This window comes from Halobacteriovoraceae bacterium (genome assembly GCA_020635115.1).
GTDB lineage: Bacteria > Bdellovibrionota > Bacteriovoracia > Bacteriovoracales > Bacteriovoracaceae > JACKAK01.
Window position 1 is genome coordinate 101,374 of record JACKAK010000010.1, and the last position, 25,885, is coordinate 127,258.

Annotated in this window: 21 protein-coding genes and 1 tRNA gene; 8 read left to right on the forward strand and 14 right to left on the reverse strand. The window is 32.8% G+C overall.

Features of this window, described 5'->3' with window-relative positions; translation table 11 throughout:
• Positions 1 to 182: 182 nt before the first annotated feature.
• The 6 genes from H6622_15655 to H6622_15680 form a co-directional block, all read right to left on the reverse strand.
• Entirely contained in the window at positions 183 to 3,392 is a 3,210-nt protein-coding gene (locus H6622_15655; GenBank protein MCB9062958.1) for an SMC family ATPase, read from the reverse strand.
• The gene (locus H6622_15660; protein MCB9062959.1) at positions 3,382 to 4,593 is read right to left on the reverse strand and encodes an exonuclease SbcCD subunit D; all 1,212 of its coding nucleotides are present in this window, start codon (positions 4,591 to 4,593) and stop codon (positions 3,382 to 3,384) included. Before H6622_15660 ends, H6622_15655 begins: the two co-directional genes overlap by 11 nt.
• A 10-nt stretch (positions 4,594 to 4,603) precedes the next feature.
• Positions 4,604 to 6,007 (reverse strand): hypothetical protein, encoded by a 1,404-nt coding sequence (locus H6622_15665; GenBank protein ID MCB9062960.1) that lies wholly within the window; start codon positions 6,005 to 6,007, stop codon positions 4,604 to 4,606.
• An 84-nt stretch (positions 6,008 to 6,091) separates the two neighbouring features.
• A complete protein-coding gene (locus H6622_15670; GenBank protein MCB9062961.1) occupies positions 6,092 to 6,901 on the reverse strand; it encodes a hypothetical protein in 810 nt (269 codons plus the stop codon).
• Entirely contained in the window at positions 6,898 to 7,554 is a 657-nt protein-coding gene (gene tmk, locus H6622_15675) for a dTMP kinase (protein ID MCB9062962.1), read from the reverse strand. Before tmk ends, H6622_15670 begins: the two co-directional genes overlap by 4 nt.
• A gap of 48 nt (positions 7,555 to 7,602) precedes the next feature.
• The gene (locus tag H6622_15680; GenBank protein ID MCB9062963.1) at positions 7,603 to 8,271 is read right to left on the reverse strand and encodes a hypothetical protein; all 669 of its coding nucleotides are present in this window, start codon (positions 8,269 to 8,271) and stop codon (positions 7,603 to 7,605) included.
• 145 nt (positions 8,272 to 8,416) lie between these two features.
• Between H6622_15680 and H6622_15685 the strand changes: the two genes are divergently transcribed.
• Together H6622_15685 and H6622_15690 are read left to right on the forward strand one after the other, a co-directional pair.
• Positions 8,417 to 9,274: a PilZ domain-containing protein gene (locus H6622_15685; protein ID MCB9062964.1), complete on the forward strand. Its 858-nt coding sequence runs from the start codon at positions 8,417 to 8,419 to the stop codon at positions 9,272 to 9,274.
• A gap of 134 nt (positions 9,275 to 9,408) precedes the next feature.
• Positions 9,409 to 10,344 carry a hypothetical protein gene (locus H6622_15690; protein ID MCB9062965.1) on the forward strand — a complete coding sequence of 312 codons (936 nt, stop codon included), beginning with the start codon at positions 9,409 to 9,411 and terminating at the stop codon, positions 10,342 to 10,344.
• Between the two features lie 93 nt (positions 10,345 to 10,437).
• Here H6622_15690 and H6622_15695 read toward each other — a convergent pair whose 3' ends face one another.
• Together H6622_15695 and H6622_15700 are read right to left on the reverse strand one after the other, a co-directional pair.
• On the reverse strand, positions 10,438 to 11,472 hold the full coding sequence (locus H6622_15695; protein ID MCB9062966.1) for a LysM peptidoglycan-binding domain-containing protein: 1,035 nt from the start codon (positions 11,470 to 11,472) through the stop codon (positions 10,438 to 10,440).
• Positions 11,473 to 11,644: 172 nt separating this feature from the next.
• Positions 11,645 to 11,721, reverse strand: a tRNA-Met gene (locus tag H6622_15700).
• 95 nt (positions 11,722 to 11,816) lie between these two features.
• Here H6622_15700 and tilS point away from each other — a divergent pair.
• The 6 genes from tilS (at position 11,817) to H6622_15730 (ending at position 17,646) form a co-directional block, all read left to right on the forward strand.
• Positions 11,817 to 12,785 (forward strand): tRNA lysidine(34) synthetase TilS, encoded by a 969-nt coding sequence (tilS, locus tag H6622_15705; GenBank protein ID MCB9062967.1) that lies wholly within the window; start codon positions 11,817 to 11,819, stop codon positions 12,783 to 12,785.
• A 108-nt stretch (positions 12,786 to 12,893) separates the two neighbouring features.
• Positions 12,894 to 14,834: an ATP-dependent metallopeptidase FtsH/Yme1/Tma family protein gene (locus H6622_15710; GenBank protein ID MCB9062968.1), complete on the forward strand. Its 1,941-nt coding sequence runs from the start codon at positions 12,894 to 12,896 to the stop codon at positions 14,832 to 14,834.
• A gap of 2 nt (positions 14,835 to 14,836) precedes the next feature.
• On the forward strand, positions 14,837 to 15,700 hold the full coding sequence (gene folP, locus H6622_15715; GenBank protein MCB9062969.1) for a dihydropteroate synthase: 864 nt from the start codon (positions 14,837 to 14,839) through the stop codon (positions 15,698 to 15,700).
• 118 nt (positions 15,701 to 15,818) lie between these two features.
• Entirely contained in the window at positions 15,819 to 16,751 is a 933-nt protein-coding gene (locus tag H6622_15720; GenBank protein ID MCB9062970.1) for a trypsin-like peptidase domain-containing protein, read from the forward strand.
• A gap of 17 nt (positions 16,752 to 16,768) precedes the next feature.
• The gene (locus H6622_15725) at positions 16,769 to 17,116 is read left to right on the forward strand and encodes a hypothetical protein (GenBank protein ID MCB9062971.1); all 348 of its coding nucleotides are present in this window, start codon (positions 16,769 to 16,771) and stop codon (positions 17,114 to 17,116) included.
• 167 nt (positions 17,117 to 17,283) lie between these two features.
• A complete protein-coding gene (locus H6622_15730; GenBank protein MCB9062972.1) occupies positions 17,284 to 17,646 on the forward strand; it encodes a c-type cytochrome in 363 nt (120 codons plus the stop codon).
• A gap of 33 nt (positions 17,647 to 17,679) precedes the next feature.
• On the opposite strand, the gene H6622_15735 is transcribed toward H6622_15730, so the two are convergent.
• The 6 genes from H6622_15735 to H6622_15760 all read right to left on the reverse strand — a co-directional run bounded on the left by H6622_15735 (position 17,680) and on the right by H6622_15760 (position 25,879).
• Entirely contained in the window at positions 17,680 to 19,236 is a 1,557-nt protein-coding gene (locus H6622_15735) for a hypothetical protein (GenBank protein ID MCB9062973.1), read from the reverse strand.
• Positions 19,237 to 19,315: 79 nt separating this feature from the next.
• The gene (locus tag H6622_15740) at positions 19,316 to 19,888 is read right to left on the reverse strand and encodes a 3-oxoacid CoA-transferase subunit B (GenBank protein MCB9062974.1); all 573 of its coding nucleotides are present in this window, start codon (positions 19,886 to 19,888) and stop codon (positions 19,316 to 19,318) included.
• Between the two features lie 2 nt (positions 19,889 to 19,890).
• A complete protein-coding gene (locus H6622_15745; GenBank protein MCB9062975.1) occupies positions 19,891 to 20,589 on the reverse strand; it encodes a CoA transferase subunit A in 699 nt (232 codons plus the stop codon).
• Positions 20,582 to 21,748, reverse strand: coding sequence for an aminotransferase class III-fold pyridoxal phosphate-dependent enzyme (locus H6622_15750; GenBank protein ID MCB9062976.1), 1,167 nt, complete (start codon positions 21,746 to 21,748; stop codon positions 20,582 to 20,584). Before H6622_15750 ends, H6622_15745 begins: the two co-directional genes overlap by 8 nt.
• Positions 21,749 to 21,752: 4 nt before the next feature.
• The gene (locus H6622_15755; protein ID MCB9062977.1) at positions 21,753 to 22,868 is read right to left on the reverse strand and encodes a hypothetical protein; all 1,116 of its coding nucleotides are present in this window, start codon (positions 22,866 to 22,868) and stop codon (positions 21,753 to 21,755) included.
• Positions 22,865 to 25,879: an aminotransferase class III-fold pyridoxal phosphate-dependent enzyme gene (locus tag H6622_15760; GenBank protein MCB9062978.1), complete on the reverse strand. Its 3,015-nt coding sequence runs from the start codon at positions 25,877 to 25,879 to the stop codon at positions 22,865 to 22,867. The genes H6622_15755 and H6622_15760 overlap by 4 nt, the downstream gene beginning before the upstream one ends.
• Positions 25,880 to 25,885 lie beyond the last annotated feature (6 nt).

Consider the following 25,885-nt stretch of genomic DNA (forward strand, 5'->3'; position numbering starts at 1 on the left):
TAGTAGTTTTTAGATTTTTTCTAGGATCAGCACTTTTTTTGTGAAAATCGAAGCTTTAGGTAGGATTGGGCCTTGTTAGATATTTGATTGAATTAATTTCAATTTGAAGAATATTATAAATTTATCCCATGCTTATCTGGCATATTCAATTTGTAGACAAAATAGGACCCAAAAGAAAGATATTAATTTATGACCATTTGAGAAAAACTTCCATTTGCAGAAGATTTTTTCAAGTTAATCTGAACAGGTATTTGATCGGTGAGTTTTTTGACATGAGAGATAATACCAATTTGCTTTCCACTTTTACCTAAACGAAAGAGAGTTTCAGAAACTTCTTCAAGTGTTTCTTCATCTAATGTGCCAAATCCTTCATCAATAAAAAATGAATTTATCTCTGTTGTACCTTTGATGACAGATGATAATCCTAGAGCGAGTGACAGACTGACTAGAAATGTTTCTCCTCCTGAGAGTGTTGAAACTTTTCTTTTCTTATGAGCGAACCACCTATCATAGACAAAAAATTCACTTGAACCTTTGTTTGATTCACTTTCCAGTAAATAACGTCCACTGGCCAGAAATTGCAGTTCATGATTTGCTTGGGTAATAATTGAATCTTCAATAATACTTAAAGCATATGATCTAAACTCATCTCTTCCAATAATATCGACCAAAGTAGAAGTTGCTTTGAATTTTTCTTCAATCAAATTTAACTGCTCTCTAATAGTCATGAGTTTCTGTTTCTTTTTATGATAAAGATCGATCAGGACAGAGTTTTCGTTTAACTTCCGATTATAAGTATTTAGATCATTTTTCAGGTTATGAATTTCAGACTGAATATTAGCATTTAAGAATTCTAAGATTTCAGAATTATTTTCTTTGCTCGAGAGTACGAATTCCTCGTTGAGAACAGGAAAATGCTTATTTTTAATCTGTGCAGAGAGTCCGTTTATCTCTAAAATTTCTTGAGACAAAATGGTCTTGCTTTGGTTAATATTATCTTTACACATTTTTATGGTCGTTTCACTTTCTTTTAATGAAAGATTAATTGATTGGAAATTCTCTTCAACTTCTTTTTGAAAATCGTGTGCGTCCTGAGTCGATTTTGAGAGTTTTATCAGTGCTTGACTCGCACTAATGCTACCCTGATTGTTAAAATGTATAAGTTCTTTTTGGATTGAGATTACATCTTCTTCTAATTTCTGGATTAATTTATTTAGGTAGATAAATTTATCGCTATTTTCAGTTAATCTATTCTTACTCTCGAAGAGTCTTTTTTGATGTAAATTGAATTCGGTTTTTGCCTGTAATAATAATTCCCGGGATTTTATATAATGAGTTAGTTTTTGTTGTTTGAAATATGGTGATAAAAGACTAGTCTTTCTTTCAATTTGCTCAAAGAATTGATTAATTTCAAACTGAATAGACTCAAATCTAGTTTTAAATGCTTTAAAAGTCTGATTATTAATTTCAATTTTTATTTCAATTTCTTTAATTCTTTCTCGGAGGTTTTCAATTTGTACCTGATTTTTTTCTTTAAGAGAGAGATGTGTACGATAAGATTCTAATTCAGTTGATTTTTTGTGATTAAAAGAAGTTAAATCTTCTAAAGTTGTGACATTAAAATTTGAAAAAATCGATAAGTTTGCTTTATTAAATTTATTTCTTTCAAGTTTTAAAAGAACACAAGACTGTTCCAATTTATATTCGATATTTTTAACCTTTACTATTTCTTCTTCAATTTCTTTTAGATTATCGTTTAAAATTTTCTCTTCTTTGAGTAATTTTTCTATTTCAGCAGAAGAGTTTTTCGTATTTAATGGATACTTTAAAGGCCGATCGCAGACTGGACAAATCTCAGTTTTCTTAGCGTGTTCCTGACATATTAGGATACTCTCTTCTAGTTGATGAATTTTAATATTTTTCTGTTTCAGTTCTATCTTCGTTAAAGTTTCACATTTATTCTTGTTAAGGGACTCTAATATTTTTTTATTCTGAATATGTTGTTCATTTAGGGACAATATTTCATTATCAAGACGTTTAATATCTTGGAGATTATTTTGAACATTTTGAATTTGAATATCAAGCTCGGAAATTATTTTTTGAATATTTTCAAACTCCTTAGCGTTTATTTCGCTGAGATTATCAATTTGTAAACGGCATATTGAATATCTATCTTTAAGTACATATAAATCATTTTTTAAAATTAAACCTTGTTTAAAACAATCTTCTTTTGGTCTACTAATATTGTCGTATTCGCTTAGCAAATTTGATGTTTTATTACATAGAGATAAAAAAAACTCATCACTAAATGAGTTATAATTAAATAGCTCTATCCAACGGAGTATTTTTTGAATTTTTTGTGTGCACGCATTCATTTCTGATTCGATTTCATCATGGGCGTTCTGCCCCTGTTCAATCTGTTCTGCTAAATTTTTAACTTCATTTTTTTTAGATGAAATCTGATCTGAATATCCAAGTAGATCATTTTCCAGTTGGATGGCCTTTAGAAGTTTAGGACGGTTATTTGCTTCCTCTTTAAGAGCATTTTCAACTCTTATTTTTGCTTCATCTCGTTTATAAATCTGAGTTTGAATTTTTTTATAAAGATTTTGATAAGTTTCCTCATAATTATGCATTTTTAATCGAAATCTATCAATTGTTTCAATTAATGAGAGAATATTTTTAACTCTTTCATAATAAAGATCAAAATTTCCTAAAATCAACTTTAATTCAGACGACTTCTTTTCAACCAAAGAATAATCATCGATCATCATCTGAATTTCTCTATCAGAATATGGAAGACCAATATTTAATTGGTCGCGAAGATTAGAGATTTGAAGCTTTTCGTCTTTATGTTTTTGTTTCAAATAAGAATTTATTTCACCCAAATTTAAATTTGAAACTATTTTTTCTAATATTTCTTTACGATAAGTGAAACTCGCAGACAAAAAATTTGCAAAATCACCCTGAGGCAAGATAATCGTTTTCGTAAATTGTTCAAATGATAAGGGGATAATTTTTTCAATTTCATCATCAAAAATTTGATTATCTTTATAGAATACACGTTTAACTTGTACATTTTTTAAGTCAGTTCCATCCTTCCTTTGAGTTTTACAAATCCATTGGGCCTTGTAAATATGTCCTGAATGCTCAAAATCTAGCTCAATACTTCCTTGTTGCTGGCCAGTTGTGACATAATCTTTAGAGTGTGAGCCTCCTTTGATACTACGTCCGAAAAGCGCAAGACCAATGCTGTTAATGATTGTGCTTTTTCCACTTCCCGTGGGGCCTGTAATGGCAAATATTTCATCAGGGGGAAGTGAATCAAAATCGATAATCGTCTTATTTCTGAATGAAGCAATATTTTCGAGGATTATTTTTTTAAACCTCATTGGCCACTCCATCATTTTGTTGTTGTACTATCTTTGAATCCAGAATTTCTTGTTGGATGTTTTCAAAGTTTTTCTTGATATGAAGTGGAATTTCTTTTTGATACTTATCTTTATAAAAATCACTGAATAATTCAGTCACATTTAGTCCATTTATTTTTTTATAATCTTTGATTTGACCATATTGCTGGCCACTAATTTGAAGAGAAAGAAGTTTTACATGCTTAGGCAGTATCGTCCTGATTTTTTCATATAAATTCGGATATGGTTCATCTAATGTAATAAATAATTCAAGTAATATTTCTTTGGATTCATCCTGAAAAGTTTCCGGTAAATTGTCGATTTCATATTTTGTTATATTTAAACTTAAGAGTTCCTTTAATGTCGGAACATTTATCCAATTTGTTTGATATTTATCGTTGTCAAATTCGATGATAGCAATCTGCTTCTTGTTTGTTTCACTAAATCTGTGGGCCAAAGGAGAACCACAGTAGGCCATATATTTTTGTTTATCACTAAAATCTTGTTTTTTGTGAATATGCCCCAAAAAGACACCATTATAGTTTAAAAACGACTCTTTTGGGATTGAATCTAATCCACTTAGATGTAATCCAATTTCTGATCCAGAAAGATGATAATTTGCAAAAAGATGATGGGCCAAACAAAGGTTGAGATTATTTTTGTCTATTGATTTATTTAAAAAATGTTCAATTAGATATTGAAAATCATAATCTTCAAATTTGTTTTGAGTATTATGATCCAAACCATGGGCATATTTAATTAAATCTGTAGTTCGGAAATAAGGAAAGCATTTAATATGTATATTTGTATTTCTGATTTTAAATTCAAAATCAACTTTGTCATTAATGTTTGTCACTACTTCAATATTAAAATGTTTGAGAAGTTCTGCCGGGGCCTGTAAAAAGTTTTGTGAATCATGATTTCCTGAAATGATAAATGTCTTTAGGTCTTTAATACTTGAAATTCTATGTAAAAATGAAAAATAATCCTCAATTGCTGAATTCGCAGGAGTAGGGGAATCAAAAACATCTCCACTTATAAAAAGCAGATCAATTTTTTCTTTTTCTAAACAATTAATTAACCAATTTAAAAAGTACTTATGTTCTTCGTTACGTGAAAATGAATAAAGTTTCTTACCCAAATGCCAATCAGAGGTGTGTAGAATTTTAATCCTCTCATTCATATCCAGCTACTTATTGACCTGGTTTAGGGCCTTTAGGTCGATAATTTTTTTTGTTTTTGAAGTTTTTACTTTTGTTTCGAGATTTTGAATTTCTGTTGTCTGACAAATTTTTTGATTGATTGTTTCTTCCTGGCCGAGAATCTTTTTTTTCCTTATGATACAAAGTCCGGTCATTATTCTCATAAGTTACATCATCATCTTTATCCTGATACTTTAGGAGCGACTCATCAATATTTACTTCTTCAATCTCATCAATCAGCTCACCTTCCAAATCCTCAACATATTCCGTCTGGAAGTCTTCTCCTGATTCCAGCTGATTCTTAAGTCCTATAACAGTAGATGTCTCATCAGTAATATGGTGGAGTTTTTCAGGAAAATCTTTATCTTTTAGTTTTTCAGAAACGATCCATTGATCAACCGTATATCTTCTTTTAACTCCTTTAGTCGTAAGTAAATCAAATTGTTCCGGGATGATATGTAATCTTAAGACTTTTCCAATATCTCCGTTGAGAGTTTTGATTATATTTCCTTCTTTTGGGAGTTTTTTTCTTTTATCCGTATAAACATCGTCTTCATATTTTATACAACACTTAATCTGCCCACAGACTCCATTAATTTTACTTGGAATGAGTGCCAAGTTTTGATTCTTTGCCATTTTGATACTGACATTTCCATAGTCTTTCAGGAATGATGAACAGCATGTTTGTAAACCACATGCTCCTATGCCACCTATTGCTGCGGCCCTGTCTCTAACCGAAATTTGTCGAAGTTCAATACGCATTTTTAAATCTTGGACAAGACCCTTCACTAATTCTCTAAAATCTACTCTTTCTGGTGCATTGAAATAAAATACCGCTTTTTTGCCACCTTGGACAAACTCAACATGCGTAAGATTCATTTCTAGCTCATACTGATCAATATATTTTAGACAGATTTTCTCAGCATCTCTTTCTCTGTCATAATAAGACTTTTGCTTTTTTAAATCATCATCAGTTGCAATTTTATTAATTCTCTTAATTGGTAAAAGGCCTCGATTAAATTTCACTTGATACGGGAAGGAATTGACATAACCAACAGTCATTCCGCGGTCACTTAATGCGACTACCTTTTGTCCATACATATATTGTGAATCACCAATCAGAAAGGGTTGGCCTTTTGCATTGCCTGGAAATCTAACCCTTATAAATGTTAGAGACTCACCTGGAGTGAATTCACAATTGTCTTTGTTGGCCACTTCATCAAGTCCCAACTGGCCATCAACTGTTTCATCCTTTTTATTTAGAGCTTGTTCTCCCTGGGCAACTTTTTCAACATCTTCCGGGCGCTTAACTATCTGAAGTCCCTCTGGACGAGAATCTATAAAATCAGATTCTTCTTTTAGAGAATCCTCTGATGTTTCATTGTCCTTATTCATATTTTATATCCAATATTTTTCTATGTTGACCCGATATACTCATCTTTATGACATCTCTTGTAAAGGTTCACTGCATGAGGTGGTTTAAATAATTTTCTCTGTTTTCATCATTAGTTGCAGTGCTTTAGTAAGTGGAGTGATGAGGCAATTATGATACTTAAAACATTCTTTGGCCGATTTCACAGTTGAAAGTGCATAAGTTATTTGATGAAAATCTTTGCAATTATTCTCACTCCACAGGGTGAAGATATCAAAGAATTGACGCGCGAGCATTCTTTTATCCTTTAAATGGTCAACGCAGTCATGTAAGGTTTTAACACCTGTAATATACTGTGAAATAAGTTGAGCAATCGTGTGATGCTCCGGAGTGAGAAGTGATAGATCCTTAGATTCCATATTTTTAAAGGAACCATTAAGTATTTCAAGTAATTGGCCGTCTTCATTTTTGAAACCAATACTCAAAGAAAGTGCCCGAGACTCGATTGTCTGAATAAATTTATGCGCACTTGGGGCCAAAAAAAGAATACAAACATTTTGCCCCGGAGCTTCAAGAGTTTTTAGTAATTTATTGAGGATCGGAATAGTTAAGAGTTCAGCTTGTTCAAATATCACAAAACGCCAACTTAGCTCAATTTGTGCATACTCTAAAAAACGATCAAGCTTTTTGACATCATTTAACATGTATTGATTTTTATTTTCTTGCGGCGAAATCAATAAGACATCGGCCCTTGACCATGAAAAACTTAAGTTTTCAGATTGATAGATTTTTTCTAGTAAATCTTCGGCCCATACCAACTGATCAACACTGCTGTAGTCTTGGAAGCGCGCAATGTAAAAAGGAGCAAGCTTCTGTTGCTTGTATTTGTCTAATAGAATTGACAGAATACTTTTCACTTATGTACCAGCTGATTGAAGTTGTGGACGATTTGATCATGGATTGTTTCCATTGTCTCTCGTCCATCTATTGAAACAAATCTACCAGGGAAAAGCTCAATACATTGCTTATAGCCCTCAATGAGGTCAAGGTGAAACTGGTTGGACTTCGATTCAAAATAATCTTTCGGTATTTGACGCTTTTTCTGTCGCTCTAGACTGGTTTCTAAATCTATCTCTAAGTAGTATGTGCGATGAGGGGCCAGATTGAGCGGAAACTTCTGGTGAAACTGTAAAACAGTTTCCAGTCCAAGACCTCTGGCCTTTCCTTGATAAGCGAGGGTGCTATCTATATATCTATCATAAATAATAACAGTACCAGGAATGGCCAGCTCCTTTAAGGTCACCTCATGGAGGAGTTGAGTTCGTGAACTTAAAAAAAGAAAACATTCTGCAAGAGGGTGAATATCATTTTTTTGCTCAAGCATAGTGTTTCTTAGTTTTTCTCCAAAGGGTGTTCCACCAGGCTCTCTGAGAATAATAGTGCGAAAATCCATTTTTTCTAATGATTCTGCAACGAGCTTAATTTGTGTAGATTTTCCAGAACCTTCAATTCCTTCAAAACTTATAAAATAGGAACCTGGAAACGCAGGCGGACGTAATTCATAGTTCATAGTAAACACCTCTGGAGAAAAATAACAAAATGCCACTTTAATAGGCAACTAAAAATGCATATTAGCACATATGCCTAAACTATGAGTTGAAACATCGTGTTTTGCAAGGTAATTGCTATCTAATTCATTGCGTTGTTTTTCAGTTTTAAATTTATGCTTCTCTTCAGAAGTGACAGTTCGTATAAATCTTTTAAAACGATGTTTTTTAAACTCATAGTAAAATGAAGTTGAAAAAGTTTTCGTAATAAAAAATTGTAAGGCAGTTTGTGGGCCATAAGTATAAGAGTCAATTTGGATTTCATTTTGCGACTCATAACTGTTACCAATTATTGTTTCTCTGAAAAAACCGACATCCATAAGGACTGATAGTTTAAATCTCAATTTCTTTATAATTAGAAATGAATAAGATGGCCCAAAGCTTGTTTTGAAATGGTGCATTTCAGATGAAAACAATAAAGATCTAGTAGAAGGATTAAAAAGATCTTGTGAGTTAAGGTAACTTACACCAACACCCATTTCCCAGGTGGAGTTGATAGGTCGAAGGTGTTTAAGGCCAAGTCCTAAAAAGTTATATGTATTTTTGTTTTTGAAATTATTCCTTGTAAAAAGAATCGAAAATTCATATTTTTTTGGCCCTTTAAGATTACTTTCAATATTTCCATCTTGTGTCAAAGCTGACAATGAAATCAAAAAAAGGAGCAAAGAAATTAGATTCATTTTATGCATATTTAGACCGAAAAAAGCAAAACTGTCGCGTACTATATGACAATATGAGCTATTAGTATATAATTACTTTCTCTTGAAGTTTCTTTGAGCTTTAGTAGAATATAACCAATTGTTTTTATTAAAGAAGGGACATTCTATGAAAGTAAGGCCATGGGAAATTGTTGTTTTAGGTTTTTTGCATCTGCTCGAGCCAATTTTTAGGCTTTTTTTATACTCTTTCTTTTTTAATAGTCCAGTTCGTGAATATTTACTTGGTTTAATATATTCCAAATATGCAATTATAAATGTCTTAGGTTTATTTCTTTTTCCAATGGCCGGTATTTCAATTCTTATGTTTCAACGATGGAGCTTGTTCATTTTTCTTCTCATTGAATTTATTGTAGCTGCAATCAATTTTAGTTTTTTAAGTAATTTATTACTGAGTGGGGACTATGTATTACTGTTAACTTGTATAGCACTTTTTGCATTGAATATTTTTGTCGTGACCTATTTTCTTTTTCCTTCGGTGAGAAAAATTTATGATGAAGACGATATTCAGTGGTGGAAACAAAAAGCACGTTATAAGTCTTTAATTGACTGTGATTTAGTAAATCTCAACTTTTTAGGAACTGATAAACTAATAAATCTTAAAGGGAAAGTGACCAATATTTCTGAATCTGGAATTTTTATTCAAACAGAAGGGAGCTTCGAGAAAAACCATCTGGCCCGAGTCCGTTTTATCTTTGATGAGAAAATATTTGATCTCGATGCTCATGTTGTTTATATCGATAGTGAAAGAAATGGTATTGGCGCAAAATTCGTTAATCTCACAAAGGAAAAAATAAACGATCTAAAATATCTTATCGAAGCGTTGTCTCTCTTTGATATCATTGAGGACCGATCTCGAATAAGTCTGACTCTCAGTTTTAAAGAGTGGGTTAAGAATATTTTTAAAAGTCCTTGGTTGCTATTACCAAAAGAGCTTAAAGGTAAAGAACGAAATAAAAATATTTAAATCAGTTTAAATTAATTTAGAAATGTTAATTTTTTCTTAATTGAATATTATTCCTAGTAAAAAATTTCAAACTATATGGCCGTTTGTTTTTCGAATTTGTATTATCCGGCCACCACATTTACTCCAGGAATATGATGTATTTTGTATTTTATTTTTTAATAATTTCTTCTACTTTTTGTGCAAGTTCACATAATTTCAAAAATATGACTTATCAAGATCTTTTAAACACCTATTGTGAAAAAATATATTTTAATCAATCTGAAAAATACCCTTATATTTCACAGGATAAACTTATAGAGGAAGTAGAAAATATAATCGCTGGTGCTCCTCAGCATATTGATCATTTTTTAAGAATATTTGACCGAAATGAGAGTGTGAGAAATGCCTTCTTAAAAATTAAAGATTTTAAAAAAACACAAATTGATTTATTGAGTAAACTCTTAGATAGCTACCAGTTATCAAGCGTAAATAGGGCCATTATCTTACTCACTATTGATAAATTGAAAACAACAATTGATGAAAAACCTTTTTTAAAACATTTGAAAAACACAAAGAGACCTACCGGTGAGTCCATTTCAAATCAAAAAGAAAAATCTCTACTCGGAACATATTTATCATCATCTTACGGAGTTTGGGGAGAATTGCTTATTGCTTTAAAAGTTGGTTACGTTGATTTGTTTGAAGTAACTCTTGAAAATTATCTTTCTGATGCACAAAAAGATATTTTGATTTCAAATGGTCTTGAGAAGGCAATGGATTATGAAATAGACATTGTTTATGGAAATCATTTTATTGAAGTTAAGTACTTAACAAGTTTTTTTCATCTTGGACAAAAAGATAATGATAAACTTCTTAAGAAAATGAGTATGTTGTCCGAAGTGGGAAAAGTTTTGAGTACGAATGAAAATAAATTAATTTTTGAGCTTGCTTTAGAGGGGCCAGGCTCCCTTTATGAGAGCACTCGTTTTCTTATATCTAATTCAGGTATTAAAGTATTTGAGAATGATTATTTGCCTACATATAGTTCAGTTGAAAAAGCTAAGAAAAATTGGATTAAAAGCTCTAATTAATAAAATAATTACCTCAATAGAGGTAATGCATTCAAACAATTTGAAATCCAGAAATAAAGCATACAAAACTGACTGGTGAGATTCATTTTTAAATCAATATAAATTACTATTATAGAGAGTTTCCCCAGTATTATAGAGATAACCACCCGTTTGTTCTCCTGCCCAATTTCCTGCTGCTCCAAAAGTAAAAGCAACTCCAGCACCACAGAAGAATGCACTTGTTCCACCAGAAGGTAAACTAAGCGCTAATGTGCAAACAACATAAGTCCCACCGGCCGATGCGGCAATACCTCCAATGATTCCACCTGTTTGCTCAAAGGTTACTTTAATTTTATTTCCTTCTTCAATAACCACTTTATAAACGCCTAAAGCAATGTCAATTCCGTAACCTGAAATAGCTTTTATATATTTTGCATACTTAATGTTTTGAAAAGCACGTTCTAAATAGGCCAAAGTTTTCTTTTTATTTAAATGGTCGGGTAAAACTATTGTTTTAGAAAATGGGTTTAAGTATTCTTTGTAATTGAATCCCTTAATTCGGCCTAAGATAAGTTTACTCATTTCATTAATTTCTTGTTTGACTGCCCCGAGTTCTAAAGCTTTTGCAAGCTCTTTTGCCAAACTGTTACTTCCTTTTTTATACACAAAATTTCCATCATTGATGCTTTTTTGTATTCTTTCAAACGCGTATCTATATTGTGAAACAAAGTCTGTCGTGGCCGCAAGAATTCCCGATCTCCCTAATCCAACCCAATCGGTAGGTTTTGTGTTTTCACCAATAAACTCTAAGGTTCCTTGCGCCCTATTAAGAGCATTTAATTCTTGTCTCGAACTGTAACGAATAAAATTTCTGAGAATTACTTTATCAGCAGGGCCATAGATTTCAAAATGACGTCTTTTGTAGGGAGCTAAATCTAAAATTTGACCTGGAAAAATTAAATCTGGATTATTTATTTCAGGATTGTTGTGCACAATAATTTCTATAAATTTTAATAGTCCATCCCTATCTAATCTTGGTCTGTAAGGGATCCTAATTTCTGAAAAATTATTATTAATAATTTTGGAGAGACTATCGCCTGGTTGCACTTCATAAATTAAATAATGTCCTATTGGCCCTACTGAACTCATAAAATGAATCTCCTTTAAATTGTTGAGATTGATTGCTTCTTGTCTTAGCACAATATAAATTTGATGTCTTATGGGCCTGAAAGAATTTCAAAAATGAAAAAATCTAAAAAAAATTATCAGAGTGCATATTATCTTTTTTAAAAAAGTATTTGGGATTTGGAAATAGATTGATTGGTGGCCTCGGGCAGAGTCGAACTGCCGACCTACAGGATATGAATCTGTCGCTCTAACCAACTGAGCTACGAGGCCATTAAAATGAATAGATTGACTCAACGTGTTCGCTAAGTTAACAAGAATGGATATTAATCATGCCAAGCATGACTGTCAACACTTTGGAAAAAAAAATGTCGGCCAAGTTCTCAAAAAGATATACTTTCTTGTTTGCACAAACTGTAAAGAGTTTTATGGGGCGCATGAATATGCTTCAAACTGAGGGAGATTATGGAGTAGCAGTTTCTTCTGGAGTTGACTCAATGGCCTTATTGCATTTCCTCCAAAAAATGGCATCTCAACGTAAAAATGTAAAACTACATGTCCTCCACGTAAATCACAATGTTAGGTCAGAGAGTTTAATTGAACAAAATTTTTTGAAAGAATATTGTATAAAGCATAATCTTGTATTTCATACAAAAACTCTACAAAATCCACCATTGAAAAATTTTGAATTGTGGGCCAGAAATCAACGTTATAAATTTTTTCATTCACATAAAGGTTTAAAAAAGATTTTTATGGCCCATCATTTAGATGATTCATTTGAATGGTCCCTTATGCAAAGAAGTAAATCTTCAAATTTACTCTCTTCAATAGGAATCCCTGCTTGCAGAGGAAAATTTTGCCGGCCATTTTTATGTGTATCAAAAAGGCAAATTTACCGATTTGCTCATCACGAAAAAATTAAATTTTTCGAAGATATCTCAAATTCAGATATAAAGTTTGAAAGAAATTATCTTAGAAGTATGGTTATACCTCATCTCAAGAAAATTTACCCCCAAATACTAAAACATTATGTTTCCCAGGCCCAACAAATTCTTGCCCTTAAAAAGTTAGAAAATGAAAACAACTATTACGATATAAAAGTGGATAATAACTGTTTATTAATCAAAGTTGATAAAAATAAAATTTATGATGAACCCCTAAAAAATTCCCTGCGTGAAGCAATTAAAAGTTTATCATCCAAAAAAAGAGGAAAAATACACAAACAATTGGATTGTGCTGTGCAAATGGTTAAAAATAATAAAAAAGGTCCACTAAATTTCTCAGGCGGTGTTAACGTCTCATATTTTAATGGCATAATTACAGTGACACGCAACTAAGTTTTTTGTATTAATAATTTCACACTTTTGACCCTTGATTCTTTGGCCATGAATTAATAAAATTAAAAGATCTGCGTCTAATTCGCAGATTTAAGAAAAAGGCTTTTAATGAAACAACAAAGAAACACCATAACCTTATGGATAGTAATCATTCTTCTTATGGCACTACTTACAAAGTTGTTTAAAGAGGGGAATGCTACTTATAAGGTCACAAACTATCCAGAATTTTCAAAATCTGTATTAGCTAAAAATATTAAGTCAGCGACGATCATCTTAGAGCAAAATAAAATTAAAGGTGAGTACATCGAACCTGTTAATGGATTTGAGAGATTTGAGTTAGATGCTCCTTCAACTGACGCTACAAGTAAGTTCCTTACTGATAATGGAATTACACCTAATTATGAGAAAAAAGAAGAAGATAATTATTTGATCCGATTCTTCTATAGTTGGGGACCAATGCTTTTATTAATCGCCATCTTCTATTTTTTCTTGAAACAACTTCAGGCCGGAGGCGGTAAGGCCATGAGTTTTGGAAAATCTAGAGCACGTATGCTTACTTCACATGATAAAAAAGTAACTTTTAAGGACGTATCTGGAGTAGAAGAAGCTAAAGAAGAGTTGCATGAAGTTGTTGATTTTTTAAAAGATCCAAAAAAATATACTGCACTTGGTGGAAAAATTCCTAAGGGTGTTATTCTTGTGGGCCCTCCAGGAACAGGGAAAACTTTATTGGCCAGGGCCGTTGCAGGTGAAGCAAATGTTCCATTTTTTTCAATTTCCGGATCTGATTTTGTTGAAATGTTTGTAGGTGTTGGAGCCTCTAGGGTACGAGACCTTTTTGAACAAGGTAAAAAACACGCTCCTTGTATCATATTTATAGATGAGATAGACGCGGTGGGGAGACATAGAGGTGCCGGAATGGGCGGTGGACACGATGAAAGAGAGCAAACTCTCAATCAACTATTGGTCGAAATGGACGGATTTGAATCTAATGAAGGTGTCATCTTAATAGCTGCAACAAATAGGATAGATGTCCTAGATCCTGCTTTATTGCGACCAGGTAGATTTGATAGAAGAGTAACTGTGGGTAGACCTGATGTTAGAGGTCGATTGGGTATTCTACGTGTTCATACGCGAAAAACTCCGTTAGCAGAAAATGTAGATCTTGAGGTAATTGCCAAGGGTACTCCAGGATTCACAGGTGCTGATCTTGCAAATCTTGTTAACGAAGCAGCACTAACTGCAGCAAGGTTAAATAAAAAGAAACTTGATAATAGTGATTTTGAATCCGCTAAGGATAAGGTCTTAATGGGACCTGAACGAAAGTCTATGGTACTTTCTGATAAAGAAAGATTAAATACCGCATACCACGAAGCTGGACATACAATAGTTGGTATGAATTTACCTCATACTGATCCAATCCATAAAGTAAGCATTATGCCTAGAGGTGGTGCTTTAGGAGTTACTCAAACACTACCAGATGAAGAGATGCTTTCATTAACAAATGAAAAGGCAAAAAATAATATTGCCTTTTTAATGGGTGGAAGATGTGCCGAAGAAATTAAATTTGGTGAATTTACGAATGGTGCAACAAATGACATCGAACGGGCCACTCAACTGGCCTACCATATGGTTTGTAATTGGGGGATGTCTAAAGAAATGGGACCTCGAAATTATCATCGTGCCTCTTCAAACCCTTTTGGAAATTCTCCTATGGGTTCAGAATTTGATTATTCCGACGAAACCGCTAAAAAAATCGACTCTGAAGTTCAGCAGTTAATTATGGATAACTACAACTTAGCGACAAAAATTTTACAAGACAATATAACTGCTTTAGATCGATTGGCCGAAGGACTAATGGTTTGGGAGACTTTAGATTTTAAACAAGTCAAAGATCTTGTTGAAGGAAAAGATATTGGTTTACCAATTGTTGATGAAGAAAAAGACAAGAAAACAGCTCAGAATCCAACTGATCAAACGAATGATGCTAAAGAAAACGACCCAGATGTAACTTCAAGTAAAAATGGGGATGATCCTCTTCCAGCATAGTAATGATTGTAAAAAACAAGCTCACAACAATGGGGGTTATAAATATAACCCCTAATTCATTTTCAGATGGCCAGAAATATTTTGATACTTTCCATTGTCGAGAACAAATTTTAAAAATGATTGATCTTGGTGTGGACATTATTGATGTTGGGGCCGAATCCACTGCCCCGTTTAATTCTTTTGTAGAGCAGGACGAAGAATGGCGAAGAATTGAAGAAATCTTTCTACACGCCATAGATCAAAATATGTTTTCAAAAAATATTTTGATTTCCTTAGATACTTATAAAGTTTCAATTATTAGAAAATTTATTGAGGCCAAAATTGTACCCCTTGAGCGCATCATATGGAATGATGTTTCAGGTGTAATCGATCCTGAAATGATAGAACTTCTTCAAGATTATCCAAGTCTAACATATATTTTCTCACACACCCGTGTTCCAAAAAGAGAACTCACTCAAAACCACATGAAATATGCAGATGAATCAACTCAAATAATTTTTGATGTAAACGAAAAATTTGATAGAGGATTAGACTTACTCCATTTTCACAAAAATATAATCCTAGATCCGTGTTTTGGGTTTTCGAAAACATTAAATCAAAATTATTCTTTGCTAAAAGAATTTCCCCATCTCATAGATAAATACACACAACAGCTAATCTTAGGAATCTCAAGAAAAAGTTTTTTAAAGAAGCTTGTAGTGAATTCGATAGATGAAAATGTTGAAATTGAATTACTTCAATATAAAATTATAAAAGAAATCCAAAATTTATCTCACAAAAATTTTATAGTTCGGCTTCACAATCCTTCTCTTTTAAATCTCAATGAAAAATGTAAATTTATTTTTGGCCCATTGGAAACAGACTGAAATCGTCGGTTTACCTTACACCTACTGTCTCCTTGCAAGAAACTGTTAGGCTTTAATTGTAGGATTGTTAACCTGATTTTGAGAATATGGAAAAATAACCAGCTACACGGAGGTAAGTTTGGGGAAAGTGATAATTGCACAATTAAAATATTACTTAGTATTCATTTTATTTTCAGTGCCACTTTCCAACCTAACATTTGCCATCGAAAAATCTATCTACGGTGAAGATAACAGACAAGATATTAATCAATACTATTCTGAAATTTATCAAAATATAGGAAAAAGTGTCGGAGCAATGATACACGACTATTTTATCTATGAAGGTTTTGATAATGATACACAAGAAAAATTCTACTCAATTGATTCTAATTATACATTGTCTGATAATGGACATAGAAGTGTTTGTCGTGACGAAAAATTTGCACCACAAAAAGTTGCTGCTGAATGTACAGGATTTTTAATAGGCCCAAAAACTCTTATTACTGCTTCTCATTGTGTTGAAACAAAATTTCATTGTGAAAACTACAAATGGGTTTTTGATTACAATGAAGGACAAGACAAAATTTCTCAGGATGCTGTCTACTCCTGTTCAAGAGTGATAAAAAAACTTTCAGACGAAGAAAATTTCAATTATGACGTGGCCGTAATTGAATTAGATAGAGAAGTAGTTGGAAGAGACCCTTTAACTCTTTCTAAAAATTATCAGACTCAAAATTTGGACGAACTTATCATTATCGGTCATCCCTCAGGTCTTCCTAAAAAAATAGCAGATAAAGGAATTGTACGCTATGACATCAATGAATTTAAGTTCAAGGCCGAACTTGATTCATTCACCGGAAATTCAGGTTCTCCCGTCTTTGACAAAAAATCTGGACTTGTCATTGGAATGTTAACTCAAGGTGAGAGAGATTATGAATTTGATGTTGAAAATAACTGTTTACGACCTATCGTTTGCCAAGAAGGTGAGTGCGCTGGAGAGACAGTTATGAAATCTGATGCAATTGAAGGTTTACTAGATGGTACGCAAAGAGTCTTTACGGCCTTCTTTTAAAAAATTAAACTTTAAAAATGAATCAGCTTCAGATTTCACTACCCACAAAAAACTCAGAAAATTTTGGACAGTTTCTATCAGAAATTCTTGAAATTGATTTTGTGCCAATCAACGAAAATGAAATAAGCTTCGATATAGGAACACAAAAATTTCACATGAAAAAAATTATAGACAAAAAAATTTGTGAGAATACTGTGAAGTTTGAATTCAAATTAAATGGCCAGGAAATTGAGGACATAAAAAAGAGGGCAGAGTTTTTTGCTTATCGTTTTTCAGGAATTGATTATCAATTCGTTTATTCAAATAAAAATCTTACCGTCATTGATGATTGTGGTAGGGTTTGGTCTTTTGACTCGCAGGGTTGAGGGAAATCGTCTTATTGACACTTTTTTTTTTAATGTGAGAGAATCTAGAAGTAAAAAAGGACTTTTCTCGGGCCCTATGGACGGGGCCTTTCAAAATTATCTAGTCAGAATTTATCAAATCATATATTTATATTGCTTGGATATAATTTGAAAATAAAGGAAATATGATGAAAAAGTTTTTATGCCTGGTTTTATTTGCTTCAAGTTTTTCTGGTGTAGCTGCAGATGCAAAAAATGGAGAGCAAGTGTTTAAAAAGATAAACTGCGCTTTGTGTCATAATGCAGATGGTATGGGTAAGGCCGATACAGCTGACAAAATTAAACTGACTAAGGCCCCACGTATTGCTGGCCTTGAAGAAAGTTATATTGTTGAGCAAGTAAAAGCTGTTATCGCTCAAACAAGAAAAAATAAAAACACATCTATGATGTTTGCAAAAGTGAAAGCATTAAAAGACAACGAAATTGCTGATGTTGCGGCCTACGTATCAGGACTCTCAAAAGATAAATTTAAAGGAATGTTACAAAAATAATTTTGAAATATTTTATTCGTTTATGGCCATCTTTCAAGATGGCCTATGACTTAATTGTAATCTTTTAGTAATTATGTTTTTGAGTTGAGACAAATTTAAGCTTGAGCCCTTACTTCTTAGAAACTCAATAGAAAGATCAACAGATTCAAAATCATGAATATTATTCATGTACATGTATAACTGTATGGCCTGTATAACTAGCTCATCATTCCAAGTACTAGCTCCTAAACCTTTCTTAAATACTATTTTCGAGTGAGCTTTATTCAATCGATTGATGAGGTTAATAAAACTTCCATATAAAAAATTAATTTTTTCAAGATTGGGAAACTCAATTAAGTTTTGAGGGTTATTATCCGAACTAAATGGAGAAATAATAAAGAAAATAGACATCGGAAATTGCTTATATTCAGATTCCTTATAGACTTCATCTAATCTTTTTAAAAAATGTTCTTCGCTTGCAAGTGTGTATTCGGATACTGGTTTGTTGCTCTTATATAGGCTTTCCTGAAAAGGGATTATTTTATAGTGGGGGAGAACTATAGTATTTAACCGTTCCAAATAACTAAAATTTGCACGAATGTCTGATTTTTTAAGTCCCAAATTTTCAATATCATTCCACGTCAAAGGTTCTCTTAATTCATAAGGTCCCTTTTTTTCATAGTATTGCTTGATCAAATTAAGAATTTCACTACTTGTAAAATCTGATTTAATTTTTAATCTTGGTGATCCCCCAAGTTCTCTCCATCTTTTTTCACGGTAATAATTAAATCTATCCATTGCTTCGGGAGAGTTTCCAAATCTTTTACGTATAATATTAAATTTGTTTTTATCATTGAAAGATTTATAAACTGATTTAAACTGAATTAATCTTCTATCATTTTCATCAAAACTTCTCTCTATTAATTCTTCAAGTGAGTAAAGGAAAATATGAATTCTTTTGTCTCTTTGGCCCATCATTTGCTGATATTTCTTTTTGGCCATAAGATTAAAATTTTCCAAAGTTCGAAAATATCTCTCAATTGTGGAATATCCATTCAACGCAGAATATTCTGATTGTTCTGGTTTTAGAAAATTTAGAAATGGGTAACGTGAATTAGAATTTATTCCATGCTTTCTCACATGATCAATCGCCAGTTGGAGAATGACTTCTTTGATTAAGAGATCAACATTTTTTTTTGTCCAATGAATAGAGACAACTCCTCCGGCCGAAATTTGAGAATCGGCCCAAAGTTTGAAAAACTCATCAAAATTGAGATGGGTTATGATTGAATTATCGTTTTTATAGAGAGTGAAGTTTTCTGGATATTGTTCTATAATTTTATTAATAATTTGCGAGTTTTTTATTATTGATAAAGGAGATAATGCCAAAAATATTTTATTTTTTCCTTCAATGTGTCTTTTGTTATAAATATCAAGAAACCAAAGAGAATGTATTTCATTTATAAGTGGGGAAGGGGAAAAATTTTTAAAGTGTTCTAAAGCCGATTCGTAAGAAAGTGATTGAACTTCCATTAATGCTTGGCAATATTTAGTCTTACTAGAATGAGCAAATAAATTTGTAAAAATTAAAAATAAAAAGAATGTTTTCATATAGGGGGAATAACATATTTCGAAAATATATTCATTAATATATTCTTCTTCAAGAATATAAACAGTAGATTTTAGTTATTTAATGATTAATTTTTTCCCAACTTTTCCCTGTTGGACAAAAAACACCTTCATCAGTCACGACAACTGAGACAACATTTACGGCAGTAAGCGGTAGAGTACATTTATCTACAAGTTTTGAATTTCCTAATTTATCTCTATGCTTCATCATTACAATAACTTGCTTCGCTCCATTGGCCAGATCCATAGCACCTCCCATTCCAGTAATTTTTTCACCAGGAATCATCCAATTCGCTAAATTACCTTGAACATCAACTTGCATCCCACCTAGGACACAGAAATCGATATGCCCACCCCTAATCATGCCAAAACTCAAAGAAGAGTCGAAAAAAGAGGCCTTTTTATTAATGGTAATTGTTTCCTTACCCGCATTTATTAAGGTTGCAGAAATTTCACTTTTTTTTGGACGTCCCTCAACTCCAAGTACTCCATTTTCAGAGTGAATCATAATTTCTAACTCTTTGGGGATAAGCTCGGCAATAATTGTAGGCATGCCAATTCCTAAGTTCACACTACATCCTGGATGGAAAAAATTAATCACTTTTTTACCCATTTCTTCGAGCGTTAGTCCCATGTCTAGTCCTCAGTCAGTTCTTTTTCTATAGTATTCAGATAATCTTTACCTTGATAAATTCGCTGAACAAAAATTCCCGGTAAATGGATATCTTCAAAAGGAATATTCCCACACTCCACCAATTCCTCCACCTCAACAATTGTTATTTTTGCGGCCATGGCCATTAAAGGAGAAAAATTTCTAGCAGTTTCCTTAAACCAAAGATTTCCATAATGATCACCTTTTTGAGCTTTTATTATTGCAAAGTCAGCGCTTAAGGCCGTTTCAAGAATACAGTTTTTATCAAACATCTTAACTTCTTTTCCAACTTCTACAACTGTTCCCACTCCAGTAGGAGTATAAAACGCCCTAATCCCAACACCTGCGGCCCTAATTCGTTCAGCAAAAGTTCCTTGAGGCACAAGTTCAACATCGATTTCCTTATTAATTATCTGTTTTTCTAATTCCGGATTTCCTCCGACATAGGAACAATAGGCCTTTGAAATTTTTTTCTGTCGTAATAATTTGACAAGGCCACCGTTTGCATTCCCAATATTATTAGAAATAATTGTCAATTGATCGATATTCATCTTTTCTAATTCATTTATTGAATTTTCAGGAATTCCACACAGGCCAAAACCACCACTCATAATAATACTACCTGTGCATATATCAGATAAGGCCTCCTTAGCATTTTGATAGACTTTTTTATTGCTAGACATTGCCTGTTTCTCCTAAAAATTTAGTGAGTTTTTTCAGAGCGATTGACAGATTTTCTTCATCTGCATTGAGGTGAGGGGCCAGAATAAGGGTGTTACCTCTTTGTACTATATAGAGACCTTTTGCATAAAGATCTTCATAAGAGATTGCCTGATTAAGCTCAATTGCTCCTAAGAGTCCATGACTACGAGTTTTCAAGGGAATACTTGAAATAAAATCATTAAAAATATCAATATTTCGTTCTCTTTGTTTTTGAAAATCTCCATCCTTACAAAGTTTTAAAACATTATGTATTATTTTTATCCCTAGGGGATGAGAATAATTTGTAAGCCCACAAGCTAAAATATTTTCTTCAAAATAGTCACAAATAACTTTGTTGGCCCATAAAGCTCCCATAGGAAAAAAGCCGTTTGTTAAGGCCTTGGCCATACATACGATATCAGGTTGGATCCCAATTGTTTGAAATGCAAAAGCATCTCTTGTTCTATAAATACCCGTTACGACCTCATCAAAAATAAGAAAAACCTTATTGTCGGTGCACCACTTGCGAAGTTTTTTCCAATAAAAAGGAGAACCGGTGTATACACCATTGATCGCTGATATTGGCTCTAAAATGACTGCTGCAATTTTATCTTTGTAATTTTCTAAAAATTTACAAGTTTGATCTCCTGTTGTGTCTGTTTCAACATCAGGAATTCTCAAAGTCCACTCATCAATAGTTGACGATTCTTTATTGCGCCAATCTCCAGTTACAGAAATGGCCCCTAGGGTTGCTCCATGGTACGATTTCGATTGAGCAGCAATGACATTTTTGCCAGAAACTTTTCTAACAATTTTTAGTGCATTCTCTACACTTTCAGCTCCAGACACAGTGTAAAATATCTTTCCTTCCTGAACATTTAAAAGATTTAAAAGTTCCTTTGATACCAATTCTGTTAATTCACTCTTAAACCGAGGTATAGCTTGAAGACACTCATTCATTTCGAATTGTTGGGGTAATAAGTTTTGGTGATTAAAACCAAAACTTGCTTGAAAACTTAGAGACGATAAATCGTATAATTCATGAGGGAATTCCTTGAGTTTAAAACTTTCATCACTTACACTCTCTAAAGTATAGGGGTGAATATTTTGTTTATTCCAGGTATAAAAATATGAACTCATAAAATCAACTTTTGTAAGGGCCTACAGTGTTAGTTCTTTTAAATTCTTTTTTGGCCAATTTGTATTGATGTGAAATGTAATTTTTATCATATTCCGGGCAACCTCTCCAAAAAAGTATATCCCCTCCTAAAGAATCAAATACTCCACCAGCACATGTAAAAGAAGGATCTTGCGCTCCTGATTCAAAATGTGAACAAATAGATTTTGGGTAATTCTCATGTGATTGCAATAAATTAATCAGTCCTGCAGCATCATGTACACTTTCTATATTTTTATTAATTATATTATACCTATCAAAAGTTGTACTACTTAGAGAAATTCGATCTTCTAATTTTTGAATTTGTTCATCAAGACAGTGATTTGTGTGGAAGATTGCCTTTTCATCTCCAGTGTTGCATTGGGAAACATTGGCCCTGTGCTCAGGTGTAATTTCATACATTCTACCTCCGTCACGTGTTGAAACCATATAATTATGGCCAGAGGTAACAGGCGCTGTATGGAGCTGATTGTCGATTTCATTTAATGTGCTAAAATTTAGAAGATGTCTCACAAGTAATGGCCAAATTAAACCTACCCGAGCATTTTTTGTATTTATATTATTTACTCCGATAATATTTCCAATAGAATTTATGCCCATTAGTGCCACGCATCCAACGAGACTTAAAACAAGCGAACTTGGGCCAATTTCAGTCTCAGGAATTTCAATAAGACACATGAAATCTTTCGCCGATCGATGCATATCCCATGTCTGCCCTGAAATGTAGTGTTGATTATTCTGTATATGAATTGTACTACAACCTTCTTGTGGCATCTCAATATCTCTAAAATCTGTATAGTTGTTAAGTATTACAATATCTGTAATCGAACATCCCGCTCCTCTTGCAATGGCCTCAATTTCACGTGCAACTTCAGGAGCATAATTCCCACTGATCGAAAATTGTTCCATTGCAAGTTCTTCAAGCTTGTTTTTAATACTTGGGTTTTTCGAAATCATAAGCTCTTTACGTATTTTAATAAGTTCAGCAATGGCCTTGGAGAACTCTTCTCCGTGGGCCAGCCCCCAATCCTCAGGGCCTTTGTTTTTTTCATATGAAATAATTGGAAAACGTAAACTGATCATAATAAATTCCTTAACTTTTCTTCGAATGCTAATCTAGCATTATAATTTGTATCAAAGCAGGTTGTTGTTGCTTTTGGCAGAATATGCTTTAAAGGGGTTGGAAAACCTTTTTCAGATAAGACTACACCCCGTTTTACAAGGTATTGACCCTTAAACTGTGACAAGTATTTTCTCATAAATTCGTCGAATGTTTCAGTATTTTTATCGAAGATTTCTTTATTTTTTTCTATCCACTCTTTTTCAAAAATCGCCCTTGTAAGTGAGGCCTCGTCACCATCCCATGTGCTTATCATCATAAGTGGGTCTTTGACATAAATATCATCTTTTACAAAACATAGAGCAGCTTGACCTCCAAGGTAGCAAAAAAAGGCGTCAGGTGTATTCTTAAACTCATTAACTGTAAAATAGTGATCTTTAGATCCTCTAAAACAATGTCCAGAAGTATCATTTACAACTACTTTCACACCATGTTTTTGTGAAATCTCAATGATACTATCAATGAGTTCAATAGGGAGATGTGATGATATTTTATTTCCAAAAGTCGATATGAAAAAAGCCAAAGGTTTTTCCTTGGCTATTATTTCTTCAATATCTTTTATCTTTGTTGAAGCTTCAATTAAGTGGGAATCAAAAACAGATCTTATTCCTGAAATAGCTCGCGAATAAAAAGATCCATGCCCAAAGTGATGTCCTTTGATAGACATAAGACCTGTTCTTTTTTTATCAGAACGATACCAGATAGATTTAATTATTTTATCAACACATTCAGACTGCCCTGATGCCATATATATGTGCTGGAGCTCTTTAGGAGAGTTTTGAGAAATAGACTTAAGATTTTTTAAATAATCAACACTAACAAAATTTGACAGGCATATTTTATTCATTAAACTAGGGGCGATGAATTCGATCTTTGATTCATCCCAGGAGACTACTTTGTTTTGGAGAGAAGAATTCAGAATTTGTGGAGAGTGTGTCTCAAGATTGATTTCAGAAATAATGACATCTCGGTATTTCAAAAAATCTTTATAATCTTCAATAATATACTGAGTTTCATAGGCACCAAGGGCCATATTAACACTAAACATAGAAGTCGCTAGGACTTGTCTTGTTCTACCTATGATTTTATTTCTACCCCGTAGAAGGGCCAAAGAAATAAGTGTGGCCTTAAGATGAAGACCTATGTTTTTTCCTTGGAATTCCTTTTTTACAGTAGTGTCAATCATATAAATTGATTGTGGGTCATGAAAATTACGATCTAATCGAAGTCCATTTTCAAAAGGAAAAATTTCCAAGGGTGCACTAAATGAAATTGCAATGAGTTGATTATTTGAATCAAAAAGACCTAAACAGATCCCCATTGCCGATTCAACTGATTGTTTAAAAAGAGAGATATCTGTTCTTCTTTGCTCCTCATAGTTCTCTTCTTCTAAGTTGACTATATCTTTTGTAATATGCCCTAATTTTTCACTATCAATTTCAATACAGGTTAACTCAGTCATTTTTTTGCAAAAGGCCAATACTTCATCTCGATCAATTTTATTTTGCCGAGCTTTAAAAAATATTTGGGGCCATTCTAAGATTGGATCTTTTAACGAATGTTCGATTTTTATATTTTGATTTGGTTCAAGTGGTTTAGAGTTGTAAAGATGATCAGCAAGTATATCCAGCCTATCGAAAAGAAAATCGATATCACTTTCTTTGAATGATAAATTAGTTCTAAAACGAAGTGTTTTTTCTCCAGCGGGATAATACAATAAACCTATGTCAAATCTTTTTGAGATAAATTTATTGAGGAAATCTTTATCAATAACATCAAAAGCAAATGAAATACCACAAACTCTAGGGCATGCAAGATATTTCGAAAATTTTGAAACAAATGAGGTTAATTTGTTTCGAGTATAGCTTTCAATTTTTAATATTTGTTCAGACCGTTGGTCAATAATTTGTCCATGAATTAAACCTCGGTGTAATGATGTGATACTGAATTCATTTGGTCTATTATGGCCAGTTTGAATAAAGTCAATAACAACGCCAATTTGTGCTTTTTTAGCACATGTTACAAAATCAGGGAAAAGTTCTTTTCCAAAGGAATCCGTTAGATTAAAACTTTTGAACCAAAAGAAATCTCTGCCTAAATGAAAACCCGTTTGGACTTCATCAAATATTAGAGGGACGTCATAGACTTTAGATAAAATTGTAAGTGCATTATAAAAGGCCGAGGTCGCATAATTATCACCACCTTCACATTGCATCGGTTCTATGATGATAGCGAAGATTGAATTTCCTTGTAATTTAAGTCTTACATTTTGCAGAACTTCAATTTCCCTAGACTGAGTTTGATGAGTGAGTGAGTATTGATCTAAAAGACTTTCAAAGTCTTTATGTGTAGAATTTTCCCACAGTTTTTTCCACTCAGAAGTATTGTCTCTATCGAAATCATCATCTTTAATATCTGGATATGGAATGTATTGTGTTTTTTCAAAATTGGGCATTTCAAATGGAATTCTTTTTGAAGGGTTCCATGTTGACATAAGTGCAACCTGCATTCTGCCATGAAAAGAACCTTCGAAGGCCAGTACTTGTTTTCTTTTTCCTTCGAATCTTTCAAAACATTGTCCGAGAGCAATTTCATTGGCCTCTGCACCTGAGTGACAAAAAATGAATTCCGCTTGTGTTCCTATTTTTCTTTTTAAAAATTTTTTGAAGGCCTTTATGATCAATTCTCCACTTTCGCTATTTGGAAGGTCATTGAAAGTGTAATAATTTGACATAACTCCTAAAAAAGACTGAGGATTAAATCCCAGACCCATTGTTGCTATCTGTGAAGCAGCGTCCATAAGGTACGCGGTGTTACCGTTAGAGGATTCAATCGCCAAATATGGGCCAATAGAGTGTTTAAGTTTAGTTAAATATGGTTTTTTATCCGCAGGAATAAAATCTTCAAGATAGTATTTTTCTAAAATTTCAGATGCGTAAACTGCTTCTTGCTGGCCGATAAGTTTAATTTCCATATTTAT